This is a genomic window from Kaarinaea lacus, from assembly GCF_975902315.1.
Map to the genome: position 1 here is coordinate 1 of NZ_CDLKIE010000261.1, position 4080 is coordinate 4080.

3 protein-coding genes are annotated in these 4080 nt (G+C 44.7%); all 3 read right to left on the reverse strand.

All coding sequences use genetic code 11. The features are described 5' to 3' along the window. Positions 1–101 precede the first annotated feature (101 nt). Positions 102–1133, reverse strand: a complete 1032-nt coding sequence (locus ACWVCM_RS08060) for a DUF6531 domain-containing protein (RefSeq protein WP_455201219.1) — start codon at positions 1131–1133, stop codon at positions 102–104. Positions 1134–1493: 360 nt separating this feature from the next. After that, complete coding sequence (locus tag ACWVCM_RS08065) at positions 1494–3530, reverse strand: ABC transporter ATP-binding protein (protein ID WP_455201220.1); 2037 nt, start codon at positions 3528–3530, stop codon at positions 1494–1496. Positions 3531–3556: 26 nt separating this feature from the next. Further along, the coding region (locus tag ACWVCM_RS08070; RefSeq protein ID WP_455201221.1) for an ABC transporter permease at positions 3557–4080 on the reverse strand (524 nt) is incomplete at its 5' end.

The following is a 4080-nucleotide window of genomic DNA, read 5'->3' on the forward strand; positions in this document are numbered from 1 at the left end:
TATTTTTATAAAATCAATACTTCTTTATATGATAAAATTATCATAGAACTTCAGGAACAATCAGAGGAAAAATAGAACAGCGGAAAAGAGAGCAATCTCTCTTAATGTAAGGTGATAACATTGAAAATATATATTTTGTTTACAATGTAAGATAATTTATTACTGGTATCGTACTCAAATGATATCTCTTTGCCGAAACCATCCAACGCTTTCTTCAAGCGCATACCAGCACTATATTCCAGGCTTATACTGGGGCCACCGTCCGAAGTCAGTCTTGTTAATTTGCCCCTTTCGTTAAATTCGTAACGAAAATTGGATTTAGTGCTGTAAATCCAACTATTATTAACTTTTTCAAGCTTGCTTCCTATATCCAGTCCAGATGTCCAAGTCCCGGAGTCATTGGTATATCGGTAAAATCGCCCCTTAGCCGTCTTTAAAATAACAAAAGATTCACTAACAATCTGGAGTTGAGTGTCATAGTTATGCGACCAACGGCTACCGAAAACACTGTTTTCTTCCAGAAGGTGATTATAGTAGCGGACAAATGACAGTGTTGGTGAGGAATAGTCTACTGACTGCTCGAACTTGTTACCAGTTGTTACATCGATTGGATTACCGACTCGCACAGGACAAATAGATGGTGACGGTGGTGGCATGCACCCAAATACTTTCTCGTCCCATGTCCAGCCAAGCGGACATCCACTACCTTTAATTTCAATTGTTGCGCCGCTGTAAGGCCAAAACGTTGCCCAATCTGTTGGAAGTGCACCCTTTGAGTTAGGCATTCTATATTCATGGTTACAATAAATTTCTTTTGCTTGAATGTTAAATCCATTCTCTCCAGGCGTGAGAGGTGCATTGATTCTTAGGTAATTTCCACCACTTGCGAATCCTCCTGGAACTTGCCATTCCATACCGAGAGCTCTGAGATCTTCATTCATTAGCTCTTTGGCTGCAACGCCTGCGCCACACGCTGCTAAAGCACTTGAAAACTTGTTTTTTGTTAAATATGCGTCTAAATCTCTGACTTCCCAGTAAATATAATCATCTGCAGGTGTAACATCAGAAGTCAATGACAGGTAAATCGAGATAAAAAGCAATGCAAAGGTATGAACATTACGGCGGGACAACATGGTACATCCTTATTGTTATAGTTATCTATCAATTATTGGCAATTTAAGAATTGCCATTTTATTGTTATATTGTTTAGCGCAGCAATGGTAACAATTTTGATTAGCCGCAACAAATTCGGACGTAACAGTACTACACCAATACTTAAAAAACACTTAATTGAAACTGATCTATTTCAATCAATATCAGTTTAGATTAATTCTTACTATATAAACATCGAGGATTCTCATTGACGAATATATAGAATCCTGCGTTATGCGAAAAAATGGGTTTAGATCCTGTTACATATCACGAAATATTTTTTGCCGGAACTACAAAGCTGGTAAACCACACCCCGGCTAATTAATTCGAATCGAATTGCTTTAATCATACAGATAACACCTAACTTTATGGGTTTCGGTAACTTTGTGAGGATCGGGGTAGCCATTTCGGCATTTTTGGGAGGCTTTGGCACAGCGGGGATTGAAGTGACAACCTATTGGTGGGTGGATGGGTGATGGCATTTCACCGCGCAGTTTGATGACTTCTCTGCCGTCTTTTTCAATGGTAGGTACTGCAGATAATAAAGCCTTTGTGTAGGGGTGCATGGGATTTTTCATAACTTCTTCCACCTGGCCATATTCGACGATGCGCCCCAGGTACATGACGCATATTTCATGGGCCAGGTATTCCACTACCGAGAGGTTATGGGTGATGAACAAATAGGACAGTCCTAATTTGTCTTGCAGGTCTTTTAACAAGTTAAGGATTTGCGCTTGCACGGACACGTCCAGTGCACTGGTAGGTTCGTCGCATACGATAAGCTTGGGTTCCACGGCTAATGCTCGTGCTATACAAATACGCTGGCGCTGTCCACCGGAGAATTCATGGGGATAACGCAATTTGTGATCAGCAGACAATCCTACCTGTTCGAGCAATTCTTCAATGCGCTTTTCTCTTTGTTTGGCATCGCCGCCCACGTGCTGGGCGATCATGCCTTCTTCGATGATATCCTTAACCATCATGCGCGGATTCATGGAAGAGAATGGATCCTGGAAAATAATTTGCACGTCACGGCGCTTGGCACGCAGTTCTCGAGATTTAAGACGGTTGAGCTGTATGTCTTCCAGTTTCACACAACCCGCCGTCGGCCTGACTAATTGCAGTATACCTTTACCAACGGTGGTTTTACCGCAACCGGACTCCCCTACCAGGGCCAGTGTTTTACCTTTCGGGATATCCAGCGATAAGTCATCCACTGCTTTAACAAAGCCCACGGTGCGTTTTAACAAGCCTTTTTGCACGGGGAAATGTACTTTTAATCCGTCTACATGCAACAAGAGAGGTTCGTCCTCGCTGACCGGCAACGCACTTTCCTGGGTAATGACTGCTTCAGTTTCAGCTGCTTCTGAAATTTTTGTTGGACGTTCCTGATAGGCGTCCAGCATATGACACAAGGCACCACCTGTTGAGGTTTCAGACCAGCGTGGTAATTCATTGCGACAGACATCCCAGGCATAGTCACAACGGGGCTCGAAACGACAACCACTGAATGTTTGCGCCAATGATGGTACTGAACCTTGTATCACTGCCAGCTTTTGATCACGCTTGTTCATGGTTGGCAACGAATCAAATAACTTTTTCGAGTACGGATGCTGGGGATTGGCAAAGAACTGGTTGCGATTGGCCTGTTCGACTATCTGGCCGGCATACATCACCGCAACACGATCGGCCATTTGCGATACCACGCCCAGGTCATGAGTGATCAACATAATCGCCATGCCGGTATCTTTTTGCAGTTTTTGCAATAGTTCCAGTACTTGCGCCTGAATCGTTACATCCAGTGCGGTAGTGGGTTCATCGGCAATTAACAGTTCAGGATCACCGGCCAGTGCAATGGCGATCATTACCCGCTGTTTCATACCACCGGAAAGCTGATGCGGATACTCATTGTAGCGGCGTTGCGGATCAGGAATACCCACCGCATCGAGCAATTCAAGCGAGCGCTTCTTTGCCGAAAAATCGCCAAACTTGCTATGCCGTGATACCGTTTCCTTGATCTGTTTTCCGATCGTTAATACCGGATTCAGGCTGGTCATAGGCTCCTGAAAAATCATGGCCATGCGGTTACCGCGTACATTGCGCATTTGCATCTCGGTGAGTTGCAGCAAGTCTTCGTCATGCAATTTCACGCTGCCGGCGACAATACGACCAGCCGGTTCAGGCACCAGGCGCATGAGTGATAAAGAAGTCATCGATTTGCCGCAACCGGATTCACCCAATAGCGCAAATGTCTCACCTTTTTCAATGGTGAAGTCGATACCATCCACGGCGCGCACGGTCTGGTCACTGGTTTCAAACCAGGTTTTTAAACCGGTAACCGTTAATAATGAACTTTTTGGTTTTTCTTTATCAGTCATTGCTTTTTGCTTCTACTCGACCGTGTTTATTTAGACCGGGTAATCCGGGGATCAAAGGCATCGCGCACTGCATCGGAAAACAGGTTTGCCGCCAACACTAACGTAAACATAAACATAAAGGCCGCTACTAACGACCACCAGACGATGGGATCACGCGCCATTTCCAGTCGTGCGCTGTTGATCATGTTCCCCCAGCTGATCGTGATGGGATCCACACCCACACCCACATAAGACAGCACCGCCTCTGCCAGTACCAGGCCACTAAAATCCAGCACAATGGAAATTAATATAATATGCATCACATTAGGTAAAATGTGACGCATCATGGTTTTAAAATGCCCGGTACCAAAGGCGTGTGCTGCTTCTATGTAGTCCAGTTGACTGACCTTAAAGGTTTCGCCGCGCAACAGACGACACAAACCCGTCCAGCTGGTGATACCCAAAATCATGCATAAAAACAACAATCGCAGGTCAGCGCGCTCGGTCACGGTTTCAAATATTTCCGGGTTATTGGCCATATAAACCTGCAATGACAATATAGCCGCGGCGA